Origin of the sequence: Marinobacter sp. (genome assembly GCF_048269445.1) — a bacterium.
Lineage (GTDB): Bacteria > Pseudomonadota > Gammaproteobacteria > Pseudomonadales > Oleiphilaceae > Marinobacter.
The window spans coordinates 180557-202523 of record NZ_JBLXIQ010000004.1 but is presented as its reverse complement, the minus strand read 5'-3'; the positions used below and the strand labels follow the sequence as shown (position 1 = coordinate 202523).

Annotated in this window: 15 protein-coding genes; 10 read left to right on the top strand and 5 right to left on the bottom strand. The window is 56.6% G+C overall.

From position 1 onward, the window contains the following. Positions 1 to 16: 16 nt before the first annotated feature. Positions 17 to 502, bottom strand: coding sequence for a MaoC/PaaZ C-terminal domain-containing protein (locus tag ACN0XM_RS09955; RefSeq protein WP_417566783.1), 486 nt, complete (start codon positions 500 to 502; stop codon positions 17 to 19). Positions 503 to 690: 188 nt separating this feature from the next. Here ACN0XM_RS09955 and ACN0XM_RS09950 point away from each other — a divergent pair, with 188 nt between their 5' ends. The 3 genes from ACN0XM_RS09950 (at position 691) to ACN0XM_RS09940 (ending at position 7679) form a co-directional block, all read left to right on the top strand. Further along, on the top strand, positions 691 to 2367 hold the full coding sequence (locus tag ACN0XM_RS09950) for a long-chain fatty acid--CoA ligase (RefSeq protein WP_417566782.1): 1677 nt from the start codon (positions 691 to 693) through the stop codon (positions 2365 to 2367). A 122-nt stretch (positions 2368 to 2489) separates the two neighbouring features. Continuing rightward, positions 2490 to 6425 carry an ATP-dependent RNA helicase HrpA gene (hrpA, locus tag ACN0XM_RS09945; protein WP_417566781.1) on the top strand — a complete coding sequence of 1312 codons (3936 nt, stop codon included), beginning with the start codon at positions 2490 to 2492 and terminating at the stop codon, positions 6423 to 6425. A 132-nt stretch (positions 6426 to 6557) separates the two neighbouring features. Continuing rightward, entirely contained in the window at positions 6558 to 7679 is a 1122-nt protein-coding gene (locus ACN0XM_RS09940; RefSeq protein WP_417566780.1) for a beta-ketoacyl-ACP synthase III, read from the top strand. 11 nt (positions 7680 to 7690) lie between these two features. Here ACN0XM_RS09940 and ACN0XM_RS09935 read toward each other — a convergent pair whose 3' ends face one another. Continuing rightward, positions 7691 to 8098: an acyl-CoA thioesterase gene (locus ACN0XM_RS09935; protein WP_417566779.1), complete on the bottom strand. Its 408-nt coding sequence runs from the start codon at positions 8096 to 8098 to the stop codon at positions 7691 to 7693. A gap of 92 nt (positions 8099 to 8190) precedes the next feature. Here ACN0XM_RS09935 and ACN0XM_RS09930 point away from each other — a divergent pair, with 92 nt between their 5' ends. From ACN0XM_RS09930 to dinG, 5 genes are read left to right on the top strand one after another with little or no spacing between them, the layout of a single operon-like run. Further along, positions 8191 to 8979, top strand: a complete 789-nt coding sequence (locus tag ACN0XM_RS09930) for a VacJ family lipoprotein (RefSeq protein ID WP_417566778.1) — start codon at positions 8191 to 8193, stop codon at positions 8977 to 8979. A 29-nt stretch (positions 8980 to 9008) separates the two neighbouring features. After that, the gene (locus ACN0XM_RS09925) at positions 9009 to 10496 is read left to right on the top strand and encodes a DUF3336 domain-containing protein (protein ID WP_417566777.1); all 1488 of its coding nucleotides are present in this window, start codon (positions 9009 to 9011) and stop codon (positions 10494 to 10496) included. A 1-nt stretch (position 10497) separates the two neighbouring features. Continuing rightward, positions 10498 to 12171, top strand: a complete 1674-nt coding sequence (locus ACN0XM_RS09920) for an ExeA family protein (protein ID WP_417566776.1) — start codon at positions 10498 to 10500, stop codon at positions 12169 to 12171. Between the two features lie 2 nt (positions 12172 to 12173). Continuing rightward, a complete protein-coding gene (locus ACN0XM_RS09915) occupies positions 12174 to 12857 on the top strand; it encodes a general secretion pathway protein GspB (protein ID WP_417566775.1) in 684 nt (227 codons plus the stop codon). Continuing rightward, complete coding sequence (gene dinG, locus ACN0XM_RS09910; RefSeq protein ID WP_417566774.1) at positions 12857 to 14986, top strand: ATP-dependent DNA helicase DinG; 2130 nt, start codon at positions 12857 to 12859, stop codon at positions 14984 to 14986. Before ACN0XM_RS09915 ends, dinG begins: the two co-directional genes overlap by 1 nt. Positions 14987 to 15268: 282 nt before the next feature. Here the strand turns inward: dinG and ACN0XM_RS09905 are convergent, their stop codons facing one another. Further along, a complete protein-coding gene (locus tag ACN0XM_RS09905) occupies positions 15269 to 17977 on the bottom strand; it encodes a LuxR C-terminal-related transcriptional regulator (protein WP_417566773.1) in 2709 nt (902 codons plus the stop codon). A 242-nt stretch (positions 17978 to 18219) separates the two neighbouring features. Between ACN0XM_RS09905 and cysB the strand changes: the two genes are divergently transcribed. Beyond that, the gene (cysB, locus tag ACN0XM_RS09900) at positions 18220 to 19197 is read left to right on the top strand and encodes an HTH-type transcriptional regulator CysB (RefSeq protein ID WP_417566772.1); all 978 of its coding nucleotides are present in this window, start codon (positions 18220 to 18222) and stop codon (positions 19195 to 19197) included. A 29-nt stretch (positions 19198 to 19226) separates the two neighbouring features. On the opposite strand, the gene ACN0XM_RS09895 is transcribed toward cysB, so the two are convergent. Continuing rightward, a complete protein-coding gene (locus ACN0XM_RS09895; protein WP_417566771.1) occupies positions 19227 to 19949 on the bottom strand; it encodes a phosphoadenylyl-sulfate reductase in 723 nt (240 codons plus the stop codon). Positions 19950 to 20161: 212 nt separating this feature from the next. Here ACN0XM_RS09895 and thrH point away from each other — a divergent pair, with 212 nt between their 5' ends. Next, positions 20162 to 20776 (top strand): bifunctional phosphoserine phosphatase/homoserine phosphotransferase ThrH, encoded by a 615-nt coding sequence (gene thrH / locus ACN0XM_RS09890; protein ID WP_417566770.1) that lies wholly within the window; start codon positions 20162 to 20164, stop codon positions 20774 to 20776. 67 nt (positions 20777 to 20843) lie between these two features. Here thrH and pabB read toward each other — a convergent pair whose 3' ends face one another. Beyond that, positions 20844 to 21914 (bottom strand): aminodeoxychorismate synthase component I, encoded by a 1071-nt coding sequence (gene pabB, locus ACN0XM_RS09885; RefSeq protein ID WP_417566769.1) that lies wholly within the window; start codon positions 21912 to 21914, stop codon positions 20844 to 20846. Positions 21915 to 21967 lie beyond the last annotated feature (53 nt).

Genomic DNA, 21967 nt, shown 5'->3' with positions numbered 1-21967 from the left:
GCTATCACCGGGTGAGTCAGCTTTCGATAGTGATTTTAGGCAGTTGGGGTTTGTGCAGGGAAACTTTTTCCGTCGGTGCGATAACCTTGGCTTCGCCGAAGACCACTCGCTGGCCATTCTGGTTGCGAACATCACACGCGACAACGACGCGGTTTTTCGGCTCCTTTCGCAGCACTTTCAGGTTAACCGTCAGGGTGTCGTCCAGCCTAACCGGGCGTTTGAATGATAGGCACTGTTCCAGGTAAATGGTGCCAGGGCCCGGCATGACCGTTGCCAGCGCTGCCGAGATAAGGGAGCCGCTCCACATACCATGAGCAATGCGTTCCTTGAACATTGAGGTAGCGGCGAAATCGGAGTCCAGGTGTACCGGGTTCACATCGCCGGATACTGCCGCAAACAATACCAGTTCGTCTTCCGAAAGGGTCCGCGTGAAGATGGCGGTATCGCCTTCGTTCAGCTCGTCATAGGTAATATTTTCAAGAGTATCAAGGGTATCGCTCATGGTGCGCTCCGCGCTGTTGGGATTTGAGTACAGGTGTTAGGGTAAGAATCTCGAAAACTACCTCATCGGTTACAAAACTGCTATTCTCTCCCAACTTTTTTGAGGCTGATACTTTTGTAGGGTTGATTTTTTGATCATCCTGACATTGGTGAATCAATACAATCAAAAGCGCCAAACAGGAGATGGTGATGGATTTTGAGCAGTTCTATCAGGATAAGTACCCCGCCGGCGTACCTCGCGAGGTTGACCTGAGCAAGTACAAAAGCATGGTGGATGTGTTTGAGCAGGCTGTTAAAAAGTATGCTGACCGTCCTGCATTCTCCGCTGTTGGCGCAACGCTCTCCTATCGTGACCTCGACACCCAGAGCCGCAACTTTGCAGCCTGGATACAAAACAAGACAGACCTGAAACCCGGCGACCGTATTGCAGTACAGATGCCCAACGTCGGTCAGTATCCGGTGGTGGTGTTTGGCGCCATGCGTGCTGGCCTGATTGTGGTGAACACCAACCCCCTGTACACCACTCGGGAAATGGAGCACCAGTTCAACGATTCAGGTGCCAAGGCATTGGTGGTACTGGCCAACATGGCCGAGAACGCTGAAAAAGTGTTGCCCCACACCGGCATTGAGCATGTCATCGTAACGGAAGTCGCCGACATGCATTCGCCGATCAAACGCACCCTGATGAATGCTGCTGTCAAGCATCTCAAAAAGATGGTGCCGCCGTTCAACATTCCCCAGGCTCATAAACTGCCGGCAGTACTCAGTGCCGGCGCTCGGGAAAAGTTTTCACCAGTTGACTGCAAGCAGGACGATATCGCTGTTCTTCAGTACACCGGCGGTACTACCGGCGTGGCCAAAGGTGCCATGCTGACCCACGGCAATCTGGTTGCAAACCTGCTGCAGACCCGCCCGATGATGGAAGGCATGGTGGTTGAGGGGCAGGAAGTTGTGATTGCGCCTCTGCCGCTGTACCACATTTATTCCTTCACACTGAACTGCGGCATCATGCTTGAGGCCGGCGCCCACAACGTTCTGATTCCAAACCCGAGAGACATCCCGGGTTTTGTGAAGGAGCTGAAAAATCACAAGTTCACGGCATTCCTGGGCCTGAACACGTTGTTCGTCGCATTGTGCAACAACGAGGAATTCCAGGACCTGGACTTCAGCAGCCTGAAGCTTACCTCCTCCGGAGGCATGGCACTGACCAGCGACACTGCAAAAATGTGGCAGCGGGTAACTGGCTGCGAGATCTGCGAAGGCTTCGGCATGACGGAAACGTCGCCCGTGGTGACTTTTAATCCTCCCAGTGCCATCCAGATTGGCACCATCGGCCTGCCCATTCCGTCAACCCTCGTTCGGACCCTGGATGAAGAGGGCAATGAAACGCCCCTGGGCGAGCCCGGCGAGCTGTGTGTGAAAGGCCCTCAGGTGATGCGTGGATACTGGCAGCGCCCGGAGGACACCCAGAAATCCTTCACAGAGGACGGTTTTCTGCGTACCGGTGACATCGCCCTGATTCAGGAGGACGGTTATATTCGCATCGTTGATCGCAAGAAGGACATGATCATCGTATCCGGTTTCAACGTGTTTCCGAATGAGATAGAAGATGTGATCAGCAGCCATCCGAAGGTGGTTGAATGCGCCGCTGTGGGTATTTCCGATGCCAAGAGTGGCGAAGCGGTGAAGGTTTACCTGGTGCCGACTGCTGAGGGCGTGACTGAGAACGAGCTCAAGGAGTTCTGTCGTGAGCGTCTGACCGCATACAAGGTGCCCAAGCACTATGAATTCCGCGACGAACTGCCCAAGACCAACGTGGGCAAGATTTTGCGGCGCGAACTTCGGGACGAAGCCAACAACAAATAGGCCTCTCCCGGTCTCGTGTGAGGAAAACCCTGCTTAGGCGGGGTTTTCCGTTTTTAAGAACCGGACTTTCCCGATAGACTGTCGCCAAACCCGATCCGAGCGAGCACAATTCCGGCACTTCAATGACAGACACCACTTCCGATACGCCCAGAACATCGACTCTCAAGCCCGATGGCGAAGCCGCCGTCAAGGCCATGATGGAGCAGCTGGACGCCTGTAACCAGCAGGAAGCGGCCCGCATCGTCAAAACCATTGCCCGCACCAAGGGCAAGCCTGGCCAGAACGACCTGGAAAAAATGGCCAATTGGCTGGAGCGCGGGATAGAGAAGGTTCAACAGCGCCACGCTCTGCACAAGCCGGCCAGCTTTCCGGAGGGGTTGCCGGTGTCCGAGCGGGTGGACGATATCCGGGAGGCCATCGAAAACCACCAGGTGGTGATCATTGCCGGAGAGACCGGTTCCGGCAAAACCACCCAGATCCCGAAAATCTGCATGAACAGTGGCCGGGGTATTCGGGGGCTGATTGGCCACACCCAGCCCCGCCGTATTGCCGCCCGCAGTGTCGCGGCCAGGATTGCCGAAGAAATCGGTGAGCAGGTCGGCCAGCAGATCGGCTATCAGGTTCGATTCACCGATATCACCTCGGAGCAATCCCGGGTCAAAGTGATGACCGACGGTATCCTGCTGGCGGAAGTTCAGCACGACCGGTTTCTGGATCGCTATGACACCCTGATCATCGACGAGGCCCACGAACGTAGCCTTAACATCGATTTTCTGCTCGGCTACCTGCGTCAGCTCTTGCCCAAGCGACCAGACCTGAAGGTCATTATTACGTCTGCGACCATCGAGGTTGACCGGTTCAGCGAGTTCTTCGACAAGGCCCCTGTGATCGAGGTGAGCGGCCGGACCTATCCGGTGGATGTTCGTTACCGGCCGCTGACGGGTGATGAAGATGACCGTGATCAGGGCTGGACCGACGGGGTTCTGGGTGCCCTGGATGAAATCGAGCAGCATGAGCGTAGAGAAAAGCAGCCCCCCGGCGATGTTCTGGTGTTTCTGCCCGGCGAGCGGGAAATCCGGAATTTGAGCAAGGTTCTTCGCCATGTTGATCTGAAACACACCGAAGTACTGCCCTTGTATTCGCGCTTGAGCAATGCCGAACAGAACCGGGTATTTCAGTCCCATAAAGGCCGGCGTCTTGTACTTTCGACCAACGTGGCGGAAACCTCCCTGACAGTACCGGGCATTCGCTATGTCATTGATACCGGCGTCGCCCGGATAAGCCGCTACAGCGTTCGCTCCAAGATCCAGCGGCTGCCGGTAGAGCCTGTTTCCCAGGCCAGTGCCAACCAGAGAGCCGGTCGATGTGGTCGTGTCGCGCCCGGCATCTGCTTCCGGCTGTATGACGAAACTGACTTTATTAACCGACCGGAATACACCGATCCGGAAATCCTGCGTACCAATCTGGCCTCCGTTATCCTGCAGATGGCGACTTCCGGGCTGGGCGAGATCCGACAGTTCCCGTTTCTGGAATCGCCGGACAAACGGCAGGTCAACGATGGCTACAAGCTGCTGGAAGAGTTGGGCGCAGTTGATGACAAACGCCGTGTTACCAAACTCGGGCGAACCATGGCGCGCCTGCCACTGGACCCTCGCCTGGCCAGAATGCTCGTGGCCGCCGCCGACCTTGGCAGTCTGTCGGAGACCCTGGTGATTATTGCCGGGCTGAGTGTTCAGGATCCCCGTGAGCGTCCGCAGGACAAACAGCAGGCTGCCGATCAGGCCCACGCTCCGTTCAATGACAAGGAATCGGATTTTTTGACCCTGCTGAATGTCTGGAACTTCTATGAGGAGCAGCGGCAGGAGTTGTCCCAGAACCAGATGAAGAAGGTCTGCCAGAAGAGCTTCCTGAGCTGGATGCGAATGCGGGAATGGAGGGATATCCACCGTCAGCTAACCCTGATCTGCCGTGAACAGAAGCTCTCGGTTAACAGGGATGCGGCGAGCTATGAATTACTTCACAAGTCTATTCTGGCCGGCCTGCTGGGGCAGGTGGCCGTCAAGGTCGAGAAAAAAGAATACCTGGCCACCCGCAACCGGAAGGTGATGATTTTCCCCGGCTCCAAAGTGTCCAAAACCGGCCCCAAGTGGATTGTCGCCACCGAGATTGTCGAAACCAGCCGGGTGTTTGCCCGGGTCGTAGCGTCGATCCAGCCGGAATGGATTGAGCCTCTGGCTGGCCATATCGTTAAACATCATTACTTTGAGCCGCACTGGGAACAGAAAAGGGCCCAGGTGATGGGCTACGAGAAGGTGACGCTTTACGGTCTGGATATTGTGGCCAAGCGCCGGATTCCCTACGCCAAAGTCGACCCGGCCGAATGCCGGAATCTGTTCATTCGAAGGGCGCTGGTCGAGGGTGATTACCGGTCCAGGGCTCCATTCATTGCCCGTAACCGGGAAATGCTGGATACGGTTGAAAATCTCGAAAAGAAAACCCGGCGGCGGGATCTTCTCGTAGACGATGAAGTCCTGGCGGCATTCTACGATGAACGCTTGCCGGCGGATATCGTCAGCGGGCGCCATTTCGAGACTTGGTGGAAGGGCCTTTCGGCGGAGCAGTTGAAGGATCTGGAACTGACCGAAGAAGACATTCTCCAGCGCCCGGTCGACGCCCAGGCGGCGGACCTGTATCCCGATTACCTTGAGTGGGAAGGCGTGCGCTATCCGCTGAGTTACGAGTTCGAGCCAACCAGTGAACAGGACGGCGTTACCCTTCAGGTGCCGCTAATGGCGCTCAAACAGATTCCGTCCCGTCGTCTGGAATGGCTGGTGCCGGGGCTGTTGCGGGAGAAATGCATCGCTTTGGTGAAGTCGCTCCCCAAGGCATTGCGGCGGAATTTTGTACCGGTTCCGGATTTTGTCGATGCAGCACTGGCCAATCTCCAGCCATCCAATGAGCCACTGGCGTTGCAATTGGGCGAACAACTGCGCCGGATGACTGGAGTGCGGATCGACCCGGAGGCCTGGTCCCAGACGGAATTGCCCCGGCATTTGCGGATGAACCTCCGGGTTATGGGGGATGGTGACAAGGCGATTGCCGAAGGCCGGGACACCACAGAGCTACAGGGTCAGCTTGAGGGCCGGGCAGAGGCAGCGCTGGCTTCGGCGACCAGTGAGAATCCGTCAAACGAACCGGCGGGAGAGTACACGGACTGGCAGTTCGGGCAGTTGCCCGACCAGGTGCAGACCGAAAAAGGCGGCATGCAGGTTACGGTGTATCCGGCACTGGAAGACCTCGGCAAACAGGTCCGTCAGATACGTTGCCTGGACAAGCTGACGGCAGAGGATACCACCCGAAAAGCGGTTGCCCGTCTGATTCTCAACCGGTTTGGCAGGACCCTGGATGATCTTGAGCGCAAACTCCCGCGTTTTCGCCAAGCTGCCCTGATGTTTGCCCCGGTGGGCAAGGCCAAGGTACTGCTGGACGATCTGCTGCTGGCGACCGCCATGCAGCATTTTCTCACCGAAGGTATTCCGAGAAGCGCCGATGCCTTTGACAGAACGTTTGACCGACATCGGGGTGATTTCATTCCAGCCCTCGAACTGGCCGACGAACGGCTGTTCCAGGCCATGTCTGGCTACCAGAAGGTGGCCAAACAGCTGAAGGGCAAGATCAACCTGGCACTGGCAAACAGTATGGCGGATCTCAAGTTCCAGCTTCAGAACCTGGTTTATCCGGGGTTCCTGGTAGAGACACCACCGGAGTGGCTGGCGGAATTCGGGCGTTATTTCGAGGCGGCGCTGGTGCGGCTGGAAAAGATGCCGCGGGAGATGGGCCGCGAGCGCGAGTTCCTGCATATCATTGAGCCACTCTGGTCCCGGTATGCGGCAAAGCGGGACGAACAGCAGCGCCAGGGTGTCCGGGATCCGGAGCTGGTGCTTTACCGGTGGATGCTTGAGGAGTTCCGGGTATCGTTTTTTGCCCAGCAACTGGGCACGGTCATGACGGTGTCCGTTAAACGGATGGACCGGCAGTGGGAGAAAACCCGCAGTTAAGGCCTCGACAGACCTGCACCAATCAGGTGCCGCTGACCGATTCCCGACGGGCAAAACCCGGAGACTGTGTTAGTATTTCTGACAGTGGATTTTCCTGACATCCTGTTTTCACAATCATGACGTGGGGTTAGCGTGATTAAAGCCGTTATTAGCGGGACCGGTCTCTACACACCGCCAGCAACCATTGATAATGACGAACTGGTGGAAGCCTTTAACCAGTACGTCGAACTGTTTAACGCAGAGAATGCAGACGCTATTGCACAGGGCGAGGTTGCTCCACTGCAACCATCCTCTTCTGCCTTCATTGAAAAAGCCTCCGGCATCAAACGCCGCCATGTGATCGACAAGGATGGCATCCTGGATCCGAAGCGGATGGCGCCTTACATTCCCGAACGCAGTAACGAAGAGCCCTCTGTTCAGTGCGAAATGGCCGTGGCAGCTTGCCGCGAAGCCCTGGAACAGGCCGGTAAATCCGTACAGGACGTTGATGCCGTGATTGTCGCCTGTTCGAACATGCAGCGCGCCTACCCGGCAGTTTCTATCGAAGTTCAGGAAGCATTGGGGATTGACGGTTTTGCCTATGATATGAACGTAGCCTGCAGTTCGGCCACCTTTGGCCTGCAAGCCGCCGTGAATTCCGTGGAAAACGGCAGTGCCCGTTCGGTACTCGTGGTCAGCCCGGAGATCTGCTCCGGTCACCTGAATTTCCGGGACCGCGACAGCCATTTCATTTTCGGTGACGCCTGCACCGCGATTCTTGTGGAGCGCGAAGAGGACACTCGCGCAGGGCAGGGGTTCGAGATACTCGGCACCAGTCTGAAGACGAAATTCTCCAACAATATCCGGAACAATTTCGGCTTCCTGAATCGTGCGGACGAATCTGGCATTGGCAAACCCGACAAGCTGTTTGTCCAGCAGGGTCGCAAGGTGTTCAAGGAAGTTTCACCACTGGTGGCTGAAACCATTCTGAACCAGCTTCAGAGTCTCTCAATTGCACCGGACGATCTCCGGCGCATGTGGCTACACCAGGCCAATCTCAATATGAATCAGTTGATTGCCCGCAAGGTGCTGAGTCGTGACGCCAACGAAGATGTGGCGCCGGTTATTCTGGATGAGTACGCCAATACCAGTTCTGCAGGCTCGATCATTGCGTTCCACAAGCACAAGGACGATCTTGTGAGTGGCGATCTTGGCGTTATCTGTTCATTCGGTGCCGGGTATTCCATCGGCAGCGTTGTGGTACGCCGCCGATAGGTTCGTTGTGGTTAACCGGCTGCCAGCGCTCTCAGTGTGTCTGGCAGCGGCGTGGACGAACGGGTAGCCCGGTCAAACCACACAATTTTTGCATAGCCCTCTGCATAAACGGCGCCGGTTTCGGCATCTGTCAGCAAATGATAGGTATCGAGGCTGGTGTTGCCTGCCTTGTCAGCGTATGTTTTCACCTCGACCGTTGCCGGATGGTTCAATTCCTTCAGAAAGGTGGCGCTGGTCTTTATAATAATCGGACCGGTGGGTTCATCCGGCCCGCCGAGTCCCAGTAATGCCAGCCACACAATCCGGGCTTCCTCGAAAAAACGGAAGTAGACTGTATTGTTGGCGTGGCCGTAAGCATCCATGTCTCCCCAGCGGAGAGGCATGGTAATGGTATTTACAAGATTTCCCGGTACTGACATCGGGTTCCTCCGGAACAACGGTTCAATAATGATAAGAAAAGCGCCGGTATTTTTGACGAATCGAGACGAGATAAACAACCCAAGAGCAAACGATGAAACCATTTTTTACCCGGCGCCGGCCAACAGCGATTGTCATTCTTCTTGCCCTGGCGGTGTTTTTGCCTGTCAGCCAGGCGGTAGCCCAGACCATGCAGGAACCAGCGCCTGAAGGCTCCGTTCCGGTTGATCCCAAGGATCCTTACGAAAGCTGGAATCGCAAGGTCTATACCTTTAACGATACCATTGACCGCTGGGTTCTGAAGCCTGTGGCCCAAACCTACCGTACCTTCACTCCTCAATTGATCGATCGGGGTATCACCAATTTCTTCAATAACCTGACCGAACTCCGGAACTTCACGAACAGCGTGCTCCAGTTGAAGGGGGAGTCCGCGGTGGTCGCGGCAGGGCGTTTCACTTATAACACAGTCTTCGGGCTCGGCGGCCTGATCGATGTTGCCACCGCCTTTGATCTGCCAGAGCGGCCGGAAGATTTTGGCCAGACGCTTGGTTATTGGGGGACAGCGTCCGGTCCCTATCTGATGTTACCTTTTCTTGGCCCGTCCACGCCCCGGCATTTTGGCGGATTTGTGACTGACGGGTTTGCTTTGCCGTCGGCCTGGAATGCCGTGGAGAGCCCGGAGGTTTACTTTGCCCGGGCTGTTCAGATTGTCGATAAACGGGCCGATTTGATTCCGGCGGAAAGCTTTATTTCAGGTGACAGCTATACGTTTGTCCGTAACGCGTTTTTGCAGCGTCGCGAGTTCCTGATTAACGACGGCAAGGTAATCAATGATCCGTTTGCCAGTGGCGACGATGAAAATCTGATGCTGGATGATTTTTGAGGTTCAGCCCGGGTGAAAGGAGATCAGCGGTGCTCAAGGATCCACGAATAGCGAAATTCCGGAAAATGCTGGCCGAAGCGCCTAACTACGAAGTGTGGAAGGCCGCCGCGCTGGAGCTGGATTTTCTCGAGGGTAATGCGGAGTGGAAGGAGGACTTTGCCTCCGACTATTACCATTACGAGCTCATTTACGATCGGCTGAGCAACCTCAAGCAGTATCGACAGCAGAATGACTTCGAGCGTCTCAAGCGTGCCTTACGTGAGGGGTTGCACCATGATTTGGGGAACATGGGGAATCCGGCGCTTTATACCCGGTCACGGGTCGGTACCAAACATCTGATCGAGGAGTATATTACCCAGGTCTGTGAAGCCCTCGACTTTCTGTGCGACCATCCGGTACCTGGTTTTCCGGTGGTGGACAAACTTCAGTTTTTCCGGGATACGCTCACCAGCTATGGTCGGCCGGCTCTGCTGCTCAGTGGTGGCGCGACACTGGGCATGTTCCATTTCGGGGTCATCAAGGCGCTCTGGGAGAAAGGGCTGCTGCCCCAGGTGATTGCCGGCTCCAGTATCGGCGCCATTATTGCCGGTATTCTCGGTGTACATACGGATGCGGAAGTCCCTGAAATGCTGGTGCCCGAGAACCACAATCTGAAGGCCTGGAAATGGCGAGGACTGCTCAGTGCTGTTCGAGGCGACGGTCTTATGGACCAGGCGCAGCTGCGATCTTGCCTGCGGGCCAACATTGGCGAGTACACCTTCGAAGAAGCCTACCAGCGGACCGGGCGCTCCATTAACGTCAGCGTCTCGCCGGTGCAGGCGCATCAGAAGTCCCGTCTGCTTTGTGGCTATACTTCTCCCTACCTGATGGTATGGAGCGCGGTGCTGGCCAGTGCGGCGGTGCCGGGTATATTCCCGCCGGTCACGCTGATGAAGAAGGATATCCATGGCAATACCCTGCCTTATATGCCGCGCCTGAAATTCGTAGACGGTTCGGTTGTAAGCGATCTGCCCATTGAGCGCCTGATGCACTTGTACGACGTGAACTTCACTATTGCGAGCCAGACCAACCCCCATGTGGTGCCTTTTCTCAGCAAGCAGGGCAGAGACGAAAAACTCTCCCTGGGCAACCTGCCCATGCACTTGCTGAAATCTGAAATACAGTTTCATGGCCAGGGAGTATTCGATTACTTGCGGAAACGGGTAAGGCCGGAACTCCTGCGACAGATATCTGGTCAGTTGTATACGATGATGGCCCAGCGGTATTCGGGAGACGTCACCATCGCTCCCACCTATGGCTTCAGGGACTATCGACGCATGCTGTCGAACCCCGACCCCGCCTATGTTCGGGAACTGATTCTTGCCGGCGAACGGGCCACCTGGCCGAAGATCTCCATGATCCGTTCCCATGCCCGGATCTCCAAGACCCTGGAGCGTTGCGTGCGACGGCTGAAGCAGCAGAATCGGCGCGCGGGCGAACTCAGACTGATCAATAAGTCGGATTCCGGTGTGTCCTGATATGTATTACGACTTTTTCGGCTTTCGCGAACCGCCATTTTCCATCGCCCCGGACCCCCGTTATCTCTATCTCAGTGACCGCCACAAGGAGGCGCTGGCGCACCTGATGTATGGGGTTCAGGGCCAGGGCGGTTTCATTGTCATTACCGGCGAAGTGGGAACAGGAAAAACCACAATTTCCCGCTGCTTTATTGAAAATGCACCGGATAACGTCGACATTGCGCTGATTCTGAACCCCCGCCTCTCTGCCCGGGAATTGCTGTCATCAATCTGCGATGAGCTGGAGATCCCCCATGACCTCGGCGCCACCATCAAGGAGCTGGTTGATCTGATCAACCAGGATCTGCTGAAGGCCCATGCGGCCGGCCGCCATAAGGTGTTGATGATTGATGAGGCCCAGAATCTGTCCGCAGAGGTGCTGGAGCAACTGAGACTGCTCACCAACCTGGAAACTGCCGAGAAAAAACTGCTGCAGATTATCTTACTTGGCCAGCCGGAATTGCAGGAGATACTTGCCCTTCCGGAACTGCGGCAACTGAACCAGCGGGTCACCGCTCGTTATCACCTTGATGCCATCGGCAAGGACGAACTGCCTGCTTACCTGCGTTACCGACTGAGCGTGGCCGGCATGCGGGGGGATATTTTTTCACCTAGGGCTGTTCAGCGACTGTACCGGGAAAGTCAGGGTATTCCCCGGCTGATCAACCTGATCAGTGACCGGGCACTCCTCGGGGCCTATGCGGAAGGGGAGCATGAAATTACCGCCGACCACATACGGCACGCCGCAAAAGAGGTTCGTGGCCATTCTGTTAGCACCAGGTCGTCGCGGCAAGGCGGCTCACCAGACCGGTCCCAGTACCTGATCGTTGCGGCATCGGTGCTTGTTGCCATTATCGGAACCGCCTGGCTGTTTGACCGTTGGGCTCCGGGTGAGCCGGTTCCGGCAGAGCAGCCGTCGGCGGAGCCATTGCAAGGGGCTATTGAGCGGGTTGTGGATGAGCCGCCCGAAATGGCTGAACCTCAGACTCTTGCGGCACTGGACCTGCACAGTCAGATGCTGAGTCCGGCTGATGCGTTCCGAGTGCTGTTCAGAATCTGGGGGCGCGATTATCAACCGGCGGATGCGCCCGTGGCCTGTGATTTTGCGAGAGAAAACGGCTTGGCGTGTCTGGAGCGGCAGGGCAGTCGCAGGAGCCTTGAGTTTCTGGATCGTCCGGCGATGTTGCTGCTTCAGGACCAGGCCGGCAGTAGCGGTTATGTGGTAATTCGCCATCTTGATGGCGACACTGCCGAAGTTGCCTTGCCCACAGGTAACGTGGAGTTATCGTTCGCCAGTATTGAACCGCACTGGTTTGGCGAATACCGGGTATTGTGGCGCCTTCCGGAATATCTCACGGGCGACAGCTTTTTCGGTACCGACAACGGCCAGCAATTATGGATTGGGGCCCGGATGATGGAGCTGTCGGAGGCGCTCAGTGCAAGTCGCCCGGAAAGCGATCAGATCAAGCGGATGAGTGCCGAGGAGCAGGTCCGCTGGTACCAGGCCCTGCGCGGTTTGACCGTTGACGGGATCGCCGGTGCCATGACCATCATCCAGATGAATAATGATCTTGAGGCGCCGGTTCCCCGGCTTGCGCCTTCAGAGTCAGGTAATCGGTCGGGTAATCGAGAGTAGCTATGTCTTATATTCTTGACGCATTGAGAAAATCCGAAACCGAGCGCCGCCAGGGCCAAATACCTGAGCTTGGACAACAGGTTCAGCTGATTCACCGGCCAAAAAAGAAACGGGTATCGCCCGTGGCCTGGGTCGCGGTGGCCCTGATACTCAACGCAGGCGTGTTGGCTTTTGTTTTCTGGCCCGGCTTTCAGTTACCGGATCAGCCGGCCGAAGAGGTTGAGGCACCATCCGTACCCGAATCGGCAGCAGTGGCGAAGCAACCCGAACCTGATGAGCCGATCCAACAGAACGAAAACCTGCTTGAATCGTCCGTCAGTCTGTCCGAGGCCGAGGTTGTTACAGCCCCCGTGCTCCGGGAGCGCGCGACCATTATTGTTCCATCATCCGATGCATCGCAGACGTTTCCGCCCTTGCCGGCGACTGAGCAGGCAGGCAGGGTGCCTCATCTGGTAGAGTTGCCCCTTTCGTTTCAGAAGAGTGTTCCGGACTTGACCTTTAACAGCCATATTTACTCCTCATCTCCGGCGTCCCGCCGTGTCATGATTAACAATGTTTACCTACGGGTCGGTGATGCGTTTGCGGGTTTACGGGTGGAGGACATCACCGAGGAGGGAGTTGTGCTCAGCCTTAACGGACAACGGTTCAGGGTAGGTGTGGTCCGGGATTGGGTGAGCCCCCGATAATGGCGCTGACTGACGACACGAAGCAAGAGATTCAGCAGGGCTACCGGGATGTGCTGGCAGGCAAGAAAATCCGTGCCCGCTATGGGCAGCGGTTGATGATCGCCGAAATTGCCAAGTACATGGGCGAGATCACAGAGAACGATGGCCAGAGAACCTCTCCGGCGTCAGCGTGTGTTGTCGAGGCGGGGACCGGTACCGGTAAGACCCTTGCGTATCTGATTGCGGCAATTCCTGTGGCCAAAGCCCTGGGCAAAACCCTGGTTATCTCCACGGCCACCGTTGCCTTGCAGGATCAGATAGTTCTGAAGGACCTCCCGGATCTCAAAAAGCACAGCAAGATGGGTTTCAACTGGACCCTCGCCAAGGGGCGGGGCCGGTATCTGTGCATGTCCAGACTGGAGGCGCGCCTTCACGACGAGGGCAATGGCGACAGTGATACCATGCCACTGTTCCTGCTGGATGGCCCCAAATCCGAAGAGCCGGGCACACGGGCTTTCTTTGAGGAGATGCTCGCCAGCTATGGTTCAAGAAACTGGGATGGTGACCGGGATCACTGGCCTGAACAGATTCCGGACGATGTCTGGCGACAGGTAACAACGGACCACCGTCAGTGTACCAACCGCCACTGCAGTTACTTCGACAGCTGCGCCTTCTTTGATGCCAGAAAAGATCTGGATGATGCCGACATCGTGGTGGCGAACCATGATCTGGTGCTGGCGGATCTGGCACTGGGTGGTGGTGCCATTTTGCCAGAGCCTGAAAATGCGTTGTACATTTTTGATGAAGCCCATCACCTTCCGGACAAGGCTCTGAATCACTTTGCTGCCTCGGTTCCTCTGAACTCCACACGCCAGTGGTTAAAGCAGCTCTCCCAGGCGCTGGTCAAAATGCAGCCTTACCTGCCTGGAGGTAGCCAGGCTGCCAAGAGTCTGGACCGCATTGGCTCGGCATCCCGGGATGTCGATCTTGTTCTGGCAAGGGTCTATGAGGAAGCAGAACAGAACACCGGCTGGGAATTCAACGAGGAGCGCAGAACGGCCCAGTGGCGTTATCCGGAGGGTGAGTTACCTGAAGCCATGGCTGATCTGTCGGCCGAGAGCCGGATAGCCACCGCCAATCTGGTACGCCAGCTCGGGGCCCTGGCGGATGAGCTGCAGGGCGCGTTTGATGAGCGCAAGGAACACGAGATTGACCGGGAAACCGCCGAAGCCTGGTACCCGGTGATCGGCTCTTTTCACAGTCGCGCTGAAGACCAGCTGAGACTCTGGACAGCGTGGTGCGAGGGAGGGGGTAGCCCGCCACCGGCGCGCTGGGCAGTCCGGCAGCGTTGGGATCATGCCGAAGACATTACGCTCTACAGTTCGCCGGTACTGGCGGACAATCTGCTGTATTCCCGGCTCTGGTCAAGGGCTTATGGGACCGTGCTGACAAGCGCAACGCTAACCGCCCTTGGGCGGTTTGATCGGCTCAATTCGCGGGCCGGATTGCCTCAGGGAAGCCGGTTTCTGGTGGTGCCCAGTTCCTTCCGCTATGCCGAAATGGCCACGGTGGAAGTGCCTGCCATGTCTACCATGCCCACGGATGACGGGTTTACCGATGAGCTGGTCAAACGGTTGCCGGATCTTTGGGCAGGCGAAAAGGCAACGTTGGTGCTTTTCACGTCCCGACGACAGATGATCCAGGTTCGGGATGCACTGGCTCCGGAATATCCGAACCTGATCATTACACAGGACGACATGGCCAAGGGTGAAGTGCTTCGGCAGCATTGCAGTCGCGTAGACGACGGGCGTCCGAGCGTGCTCTTCGGGGTTGCCAGTTTTGCCGAGGGTATCGACCTACCGGGCAAATACCTGCATCACGTAGTTATTACGAGACTTCCGTTCTCGGTGCCGGATGACCCGATAGAGGCAAGTCTGGCGGAATGGGTGAGCCAGCGCGGTGGCAATCCGTTTATGGAAATTACGGTGCCCGATGCCTCGATCAAGCTGGTTCAGGCGGTTGGGCGCTTGCTCAGAACTGAGCAGGATACCGGCAGGGTGACCATTCTGGATCGCCGGATCATTGCCAGACGTTACGGACAGCTGCTGCTGGATGCCTTGCCACCGTTCCGGCGGATCATCGAACGCTGATTCTCTCCCGCAGAATCCTCCCGGCACATACCCCGCCCATAAAAAAAGAGCCAGCCCAGATGGGGTGGCTCTTATCGAAGGGGTCCTTCCGAACCCGGGCGTCGAAACAACGCGGAACAAGAAATCTGAAGGCCTGAAGTTTCAGAATTCCTGGCGAGGTTTCCCTCACCGTTGAACAGATGATAGAGGAGTTGGGGGCGTAAACGGATCGTCCAAAGGGCGTAGTAGGCTTAGAAAGTTGCCAGAAAGTGTGATCGCAGTCACAGTTCCTGGGTGCTACTGTCAGTTATCGAGGAGCCCGAATTCCCGCGCCCGGGCCAGTGCTTCGGTTCTTCGGGCTACACCCAGCTTGCCATAAAGGTTGCGGATGTGAGCCTTGACGGTGGCCGGAGCTACACTCATCCGGGAGGCAATCTCCTTGTTGGCATGACCCTGGTGAATCAGTGCAAGCACTTCCAGCTCCCTTTGGCTGAGAGGCTCCGGAAGGGTTTCCGGTGTTTTCCGTGAGCGTTCAGGCTCAGCTTCAGTCGCTCCAGCTATTGTTCCCGCCATATCTTCCTGTTTGAGAAGCATTGCCCGCACGCGGCTATTCCAGCTACCTGGCGCGTTCAGCGCGGGTAACGACAGAAGGAGTGAACGAAGGTACGGGCTTTCTTCTGCCAGCAACCGCATAAATCCGGCTTCGGCGGCTCGGCTGATTGCCCGGGTGAGCATCTGCCGGGACTCTACTTTGCGTTCCTGAAGTGCCAGGGCCTCGCCATAAACCAGCAGGATCTCGACCAGATGACGGTTGTGAGCATTACGCTCGGCCGGCTGCAGGAGAGAACTGAGGATTTCCTGGGCCCGTTCAGGTTGATCCAGAGCCACCATTACCCGGGCCTCACTGATCCTGTTCTGTTCCAGGTTCAGGGGGTTGGTGAACTCGGCATCTGCTCTTGAGTCCAGACAGGCCCGGGCTTTGTCCGGGTAACCGCTGGCCAGGTAGCACCGGGCCAGTAAGGCGGAACTGGCCGGAGGCTCGAAAAGAATCTGTTCCCGGCGCTTCCTGGCTGTCTGGGCCGCGTCCTCCAGCGCTTCGATCGCCTCCTGCAGTTTGCCCTCGCTGAAGGCAAGGTGGCCGCGGACATATTGGATGACCACGTGCTGTCCGGCTTCAGTGCCCCGATCCACATGTTCAAGCAAAGGTTGAAGGTGGGTAGCTGAAAGCTGGGGATGGTCCCGCTCCCGGTGAATTTCACACAAGGTGCTGTTCTGCCAGCAGGAAATCAGCCTGGGCTGGCTGGGGTCGGCATAGTGCCGATCCACCCATTGACGGACATCGGTGCAGGTATCCAGGGCCATGTCAATATCGCCCCGGTTGTACTGGATCCATGCCAGCAACCCGCCGCTGGAGAGAACGGTGCTTGGCTTTTGTTCCACCTGACCATAACGGACGGCGGATTGCAGGGCGTCTTCAGCTTCAGCAAGCTCTCCCTTGCCGTAGTAGTCCAGCCCTAGACCGTAATAGGTCACCGATTTCAGGGGAATGCGGGTATGGTCGATTTCTTTTAGAACCTGCCGTGTCAGATCGGTGGCGCTTTTGTCATCGCTACGGGTCCGGGCCAGGTATGAGCGCATCAGTGAGATTTCGCTCTGGAGCCCAAGCGCACCCTCGGCGTCTGGGTGGGAGTCCGCCACATGCCGGTCGAGAAGATCTTCCAGAGAAGTCAGTAAAGGTGCCAGGGTGTCGACGCGGTTAGCAAAGAACAAACCCCAGATCCGCAACATCTGGAGTTGTGGGTTGTCGGTGACTAGATCCTGGGGAAGGGCGTCGAGCCAGTTCAGAACCGGTAAATGATAGCCACTGTGGATCAGGTTATTGCCATGCTCGGCCAATACCCGGGCGAGCCAGTGCCAGTCTTCGTGGCGGACGATCTGGGCAATGCCTTCCTGCACATGGCCATGGCCCATCAGCCAGTTCACGGTTCTTTGCCACAATTGTTCGGCCTTCTCGGGTTGGCTATGACGAATACGAAGAAGCAGTGCATCCCGGAAAAGATCGTGATAACGAAACCACTCGTTTCGGGTGTCGAGGGGAATCAGGAACAGGTTCTGGCTGAGTAGCTTCTCCAGAATTTCCTGGCTGTCGTCTGAGCTGCGGATCGCATCGCATAATGAGGCACACAGGCGGGGACAGCAGGCGGTTTCCAACAGAAAATCCGCGAGTTCCACCGGCTGCTGGTCCAGCACCTCGCTCAACACATAATCGCTGATATGGCGCTCGTCGAGATCAATCTGCGTTGTTCCTCCTGAGCTTCCTTTACCAGACAGCGCCGAAAGCTGCATGGCGGCAACCCAGCCTTCTGTCTTTCGGCAAATTGCCCGAACGTCTTCCTCGGAAATTTCCAGGCCCATAGTGCCCTGGAAAAACTGCCGACATTCCTCTTCTGAAAATGCCAGTAGGCCGGGATGTATATCCTGAATCCAGCGGCGTACCCGCCACCGTGCCAGAGGTAGTGGCGGTTCGGTTCGGGAAGCGAGGGTGACGACTACGCCGGGAGGCAGGTAATCGACAAAATAAGCAAATTGCCGATGTATGGCGGGGTCGCGAATGAAATGGAAGTCGTCCAGTACCAGTGCCCAGGGGCTGCCATCCCCGGCGAGGGTGTTGATCAGCCCGGTAATGGCTTCGGTGAAGGCCTCATTGGTGCTGTGGGCCAGTTTTTTGCGCAGATCCCCGGCACCTGTCAAGCCGGCATGTTCGAAGGCGCCGGTAACATACTGCCAGAAGCGTCTGGGCTCATCGTCGTGCTCGTCCAGCGAAAGCCAGGCGGTCGGCGAGGAAGATCGCGAGCACCACTGAGCGACCAGGGTTGTTTTTCCGAATCCTGCCGGTGCAATCACCAGATTCAGACGTCTCGGGCTATCGGGCTCAAGGAGCGCACTCAACCGTTCACGTTTTACCGCGCGGGGGTCCGAGGTGGGCCTGAGAAATTTGGTGGTCAGCTGCATGATTTCCCTGGATGGTGGAGCGTTTCGATTAGGGATTGTGTCCTTTGTCACGACCAAGTCAAGGGCCGTGCTGCCACTTTAATGACCTCCTCATCACTACAGGGTTTTACAGAGGCTGCGGAAATGCAATTTTGGTCTAAACTGTTTGGAAGGAATTGCCTATATTAAAAAAGAATGAAAAGCTGTATTTTTATGCGTATTCCTATTCAGGATTCTCCGATCGCCAGGGAGCAACAGAATCAATGAAACTACAACAGTTGCGCTATATCTGGGAAGTTGCGCATCACGACCTGAATGTGTCCGCAACCGCTCAAAGCCTTTTTACTTCACAACCCGGTATCTCCAAGCAGATCCGTCTGCTGGAGGACGAGTTGGGCCTGGAAGTGTTCGCCCGCAGCGGTAAACACCTGACCCGTATTACCCCGGGCGGGGAGATCATAATCCAGGAAGCGGGAGAGATTCTGCGGCGGGTGGAGGGCATCAAGAAAATTGCGCAGGAATTCAGCAACCAGCGCAAGGGTGACCTCAGCATAGCCACCACCCACACCCAGGCCCGTTATGCCCTGCCGCCGGTAATCAGCGGTTTCATTGAGGCATACCCGGACGTTTCCTTGCACATGCATCAGGGAACTCCCATGCAGATCTCCGAGATGGCCGCCAACGGCGCCGTGGATTTCGCCATTGCCACCGAGGCTATGGAGCTGTTCAACGACCTGATCATGATGCCCTGTTATCGGTGGAACCGCAGTGTGATCGTGCCCAGGGATCACCCATTGGCCAAGCTGCCGGAACTGACATTGCCTGAGTTGGCGGAATACCCGCTGGTCACATACGTTTTCGGTTTTACCGGCCGGTCCAAGCTTGATGAGGCCTTCCAGACCCAGGGTTTGACGCCCAAAGTGGTGTTCACTGCAGCAGATGCGGACGTTATCAAGACGTACGTGCGGCTCGGCCTTGGTGTCGGGATCATCGCCAGCATGGCATTCGATCCGAAAACCGATACCGATCTGGTCGCCCTGGATGCCCGCAAACTGTTCCGGCCCAGCGTGACGCGAATCGGGTTCCGCAAGGGCACCTTCCTTCGGGGTTATATGTACGACTTCATCCAACGCTTTGCGCCGCATCTCACCAAGGCAAAGGTCGACGAAGCGGTTGCTCACCAGGGCAGTCGGTCAGAAATCGAAGAGTTGTTCAGGGATATCGAGCTACCAACCTATTGACTGGTGATCCCGGGTAGCTCGCTGCCCGGTCAGTCCCGGGCGATGAGGTTGCCGGCATGGAGGCCGCACTCTTTCTGGGTGGCTTCTTCCCACCACCAGCGACCTTGCCGCTCATGCTGTCCGGGTAGGACAGGTCGGGTGCAGGGTTGGCAGCCGATGCTTACAAACCCTTTTTCGTGCAGTTCGTTGTATGGCGCTTCAGTCATTCGGATGTAATCCCAGACTTCTTTCGAGGTCCAGTTCGCCAACGGGTTGAACTTCACCAGGGTTTTCTCATCGGTGGAGAAGGCCGTATCTTCCTGAACCACTGGTACGTCATTACGGGTGCCCGGGCTCTGATCCTTGCGCTGGCCGGTTATCCAGGCATCAACCGTTGCCAGCTTGCGGCGCAGCGGATTGACCTTGCGGATACCACAGCATTCCCCGTGGCCATCCTCGAAAAAGCTGAACAGGCCTTTCTTGTTGACCAGATCCTGAACTTCTCCCGCGTCCGGAAACAGAACCTCAATCTCGATGCCATAGTGCTTGCGAACGCGTTCCACGAACTCGTAGGTTTCTGGATGCAGACGCCCGGTGTCCAGGGTGAATACCCGCAGATTGTCGGTCAGCTTGTGCGCCATCTCAATCAATACGACGTCTTCCGCACCGCTGAAGGAAATCGCAATGTTGTCGTACTGTTTCAGCGCGGCCTTGAGAATCGAACGGGGGCTCTGGCCTTCGAGCTCGTCCCGCAAGGTTTGAATATCGGTCATGTGCCGGAGTTACCTAATCTAAATGTGTGAAAAGGCTACCATCAAATGCCTCATACCCTGAAGGAATGACAATCTATATGGTTATTCCGCCGTTCACAGGGCGGCCATGAACTTGTACGATGCATTCCTGCCCGGTTTTTCTTATCATACGCTCCGTATCCCGGCCGGTGGATTTCCCGCTGCAGCCCCTACTAATCAATCAGGAGATCGTTGTGGAACTCGCATGCCTTGACCTTGAAGGAGTATTGATCCCGGAAATCTGGATCGCGTTCGCCGAAAAAACCGGCATTGATGAGCTCAAGGCCACCACCCGCGACATTCCGGATTACGATGTCCTGATGAAGCAGCGCCTCAAACTGCTGGACCAGCACGGCTACGGACTGCCCCAGATCCAGGACGTGATCGGCGAGCTGGACCCGCTGCCCGGGGCCCGGGAATTCCTCGACTGGCTGCGTGAGCGTTTTCAGGTGGTGATTCTGTCGGACACCTTCTACGAATTTGCCATGCCGCTTATGAAAAAGCTGGGCTATCCAGCCTTGCTGTGCCACAAGCTTGAAGTAGCCGACAATGGCCAGATCACCAATTACCTGCTGCGCCAGCGGGACCCGAAGCGCCAGTCAGTGCGGGCCTTCCAGCTGCTGAACTACCGCGTGATTGCTGCGGGGGATTCCTACAACGACACGACCATGCTGGGCCAGGCAGAGCAGGGCATTCTGTTTCATGCGCCCCAGAACGTGATTGATGAGTTTCCGGAGTTCCCGGCGGTGCATAACTTTGACGATCTGAGGCAGGAGTTCCTCAAGGCCAGCGCTATTCACAACGCCTGATTCGACCTCTGGGTCAGATGAAAATTTCATCTGACCCCATTTTCATCTGACCCTAAGTTCACCAAGTTCATTCAATCACCAGCTCTTCCAGAAACCGCATCAAAGGCCCAACCTTCGCCAGAGTCTCCTGATACTCAGCCTCAGGATCTGAATCCGCCACAATACCACCACCACCCCAGCAACGAATGGTGCCCTTGCCGTCGCACAGCATGGTGCGTATCGCGATATTGCTGTCCAGGGTGCCATCCAGTCCCCGGTAAAACACTGAACCGCAGTAGGGTCCACGCCAGTGGGGCTCCAGCTCCCGGATGATTTCCATGGCCCGTATTTTCGGCGCGCCGGTAATGGAGCCCCCCGGAAAAGCATCAAAAAGGGCTTTCATGGGGCTTACGCCGTCAGCCAGTTCCGCCCGGATGTGACTGACCAGGTGGTGGACATTCCGGTAGGACTCAAGCGCAAACAGTTTGTCGACTTTCACACTGCCGGTTTTGGCGTTCAGGCTGAGATCGTTGCGGAGCAGGTCTACGATCATCAGGTTTTCGGCGATGTCTTTTTCGGAGGCCTCAAGTTCGGTGGCGAGAGAGGAGTCCTCTTCTGGAGTCTTCCCCCGGGCGCGGGTGCCTTTGATGGGGCTTGTCTTGACTGCACCGTCCTTAATCTCAAGGAATCGCTCTGGTGAGATCGAAAGCACGGAGTACTCTCCGCAACGGACGAAAGCGCTATAGGGCGTAGGGTTAGCTTCTGCCAGTGCCTGAAAAGCGCTCCAAGGGTCACCCGTGAACTTTCCGACAAACTCCTGCGACAGATTGGCCTGATAGCAGTCACCGGCATGGATGTAATCGCGAATGGACTGGACGCTTGTCCGGAAAGTATCGGGCGTTTGTCTGGACTTGAAAGGCTCCACTACCTTCCAGGGGCGAGGTTCGATTTTGGTAGGCGACGAAAACGAAAGCCATTCATTGATCTGGGTGACCAGGCTATCGGGGCACTCCGGATGTATCCAGAGGAAGAAGTCACCGGTATGCCGGTTATGGCTGGCCAGCCAAAGATAAAGCCCTGCGGCGAACAAGGGTACGGGCAGCGTGGGACAGATGGGAGCGAGTCGTGGCTCCCGGACATAACCCAATTCGTAACTCACAAAGCCAATCCACCCTCCCAGGAGACAGGTGCGGTCAACCTGGTAATCCGCAT

Coding starts and splice junctions, on each gene's coding strand:
- ACN0XM_RS09955 (WP_417566783.1), bottom strand. CDS start 502: ATGAGCGATACCCTTGATACTCTTGAAAATATTACCTATGACGAGCTG.
- ACN0XM_RS09950 (WP_417566782.1), top strand. CDS start 691: ATGGATTTTGAGCAGTTCTATCAGGATAAGTACCCCGCCGGCGTACCT.
- hrpA (WP_417566781.1), top strand. CDS start 2,490: ATGACAGACACCACTTCCGATACGCCCAGAACATCGACTCTCAAGCCC.
- ACN0XM_RS09935 (WP_417566779.1), bottom strand. CDS start 8,098: ATGTCAGTACCGGGAAATCTTGTAAATACCATTACCATGCCTCTCCGC.
- ACN0XM_RS09930 (WP_417566778.1), top strand. CDS start 8,191: ATGAAACCATTTTTTACCCGGCGCCGGCCAACAGCGATTGTCATTCTT.
- ACN0XM_RS09920 (WP_417566776.1), top strand. CDS start 10,498: ATGTATTACGACTTTTTCGGCTTTCGCGAACCGCCATTTTCCATCGCC.
- ACN0XM_RS09915 (WP_417566775.1), top strand. CDS start 12,174: ATGTCTTATATTCTTGACGCATTGAGAAAATCCGAAACCGAGCGCCGC.
- dinG (WP_417566774.1), top strand. CDS start 12,857: ATGGCGCTGACTGACGACACGAAGCAAGAGATTCAGCAGGGCTACCGG.
- ACN0XM_RS09905 (WP_417566773.1), bottom strand. CDS start 17,977: ATGCAGCTGACCACCAAATTTCTCAGGCCCACCTCGGACCCCCGCGCG.
- cysB (WP_417566772.1), top strand. CDS start 18,220: ATGAAACTACAACAGTTGCGCTATATCTGGGAAGTTGCGCATCACGAC.
- ACN0XM_RS09895 (WP_417566771.1), bottom strand. CDS start 19,949: ATGACCGATATTCAAACCTTGCGGGACGAGCTCGAAGGCCAGAGCCCC.